Source organism: Acetobacter estunensis, assembly GCF_011516945.1.
Classification (GTDB): Bacteria; Pseudomonadota; Alphaproteobacteria; order Acetobacterales; family Acetobacteraceae; genus Acetobacter; species Acetobacter estunensis.
Map to the genome: position 1 here is coordinate 1 of NZ_WOTH01000106.1, position 899 is coordinate 899.

At 48.5% G+C, this 899-nt stretch carries 1 protein-coding gene; it reads right to left on the bottom strand.

Going from position 1 to position 899, the window contains the following annotated elements; translation table 11 throughout:
* Window positions 1-243: 243 nt before the first annotated feature.
* Window positions 244-899, bottom strand: a 656-nt coding sequence (locus GOB87_RS16485) for a hypothetical protein (protein WP_206752355.1), incomplete at its 5' end; no start/stop codon positions are given.

The window sequence follows — 899 nt, forward strand, 5'->3', positions numbered from 1 at the left end:
ATTCCCAATCCACGCCTCCATGAACTCCTGCCCTGGCACTGGAAAGCCCACCAGCAGGTCCACAATACCATCGCCGCCTGAATACGCCCGCGTCTCTCGCCGGATGGTTACCATCGCCGGGCGTTCCAGATGCGTCGCATAGATCCAACCCCATAGGAGCAAAATAGAGCCTGTTCTTGGCAAACGGACGGTCTCTAAGAAGCAAACGATTTCTCGCCGCATGGAACGGTTTTTCGGGCATGATCAGTCTCCCGTTGTGACGCAATAATTTTTGATGAACTCTTTAATGACATTTGGTGGAAAAGTTGCAGTTCCAGCCGGCCTCCATACGGTCATGTGACCGTGATCGGACGCAATAGCCGGACCAATATCAAGTTTCTTTAAACCGGGCGTAATCAACGAAAGCTCGGAAGTCGTGTCGCCGGGCGCGGAGCATTTTCCGACAGTAGTGATTTCATCGAGGGAAATCAGGGAGACCCGAATTATTTCGGTCCCTACGTTCTCGGTTGTCACAGAGAGTTCTATTTTCTTGGATTCAATAGGTTTGAACAGCGCGCCGCGGGCAAGCGGAATATCGCGGATAATTTGAAATAAATTCATTGGAATTATAGGTGCTTCCGTAACAATGTCGGCTACCCGTTTTCCTCTTTGAAAAAAGGAGCAACGATAACTTCGATAGTCGAATCTTGGTTCCTTTTTCTCTTTTATCAGATTTAATGTGATTTCGACCGGATACATCAGTTCGACATATGTCAGAAAGTCACCTGACAGAGCGGAGAGACTCACTGAGTGTCTGACCGAAAATGAGTTGAGTGATTTCAGCGGGTTATGATTCATGGGTTTGCGATAACCTGATGAGATCAAGATGGCCTGGACTGAAATCACCCGAGCGCAGTATC